This is a genomic window from Candidatus Clostridium stratigraminis (genome assembly GCF_045310675.1).
Classification (GTDB): Bacteria; Bacillota; Clostridia; order Clostridiales; family Clostridiaceae; genus Clostridium_AT; species Clostridium_AT stratigraminis.
In genome coordinates this window covers 1-325 of sequence record NZ_JBJHZZ010000052.1, presented here as the reverse complement: position 1 = coordinate 325, position 325 = coordinate 1, and the positions used below count along the sequence as shown (strand labels likewise).

Sequence of the window (325 nt, the reverse complement as noted above, 5' to 3'; positions counted from 1 at the left end):
TGGGGGTATAGCTCAGCTGGGAGAGCACCTGCCTTGCACGCAGGGGGTCAAGAGTTCGAGCCTCTTTATCTCCACCAGAAGAAGATTAAATTCTTCTGCTATTAGTTAGAGAATTTAATCTTCTTTTCTTATAAAAAATTATGGGCTTATAGCTCAGCTGGTTAGAGCGCACGCCTGATAAGCGTGAGGTCGATGGTTCGAGTCCATTTAAGCCCACCATTATTTAATTAATTATTATTAATTAAATTAATTTGTTCTTTGAAAATTGCACAGATTAAAAAATAGATTAAATTGTTACTCAAACAAAACTACGTTTTAAAGAGTA

At 36.0% G+C, this 325-nt stretch carries 2 tRNA genes; both read left to right on the top strand.

Annotation, left to right across the window (positions count from 1 at the left end):
- Position 1 precedes the first annotated feature (1 nt).
- Positions 2-77, top strand: a tRNA-Ala gene (locus tag ACJDUG_RS17805).
- A gap of 65 nt (positions 78-142) precedes the next feature.
- Positions 143-219: transfer RNA gene (locus tag ACJDUG_RS17800), tRNA-Ile, on the top strand.
- Positions 220-325 lie beyond the last annotated feature (106 nt).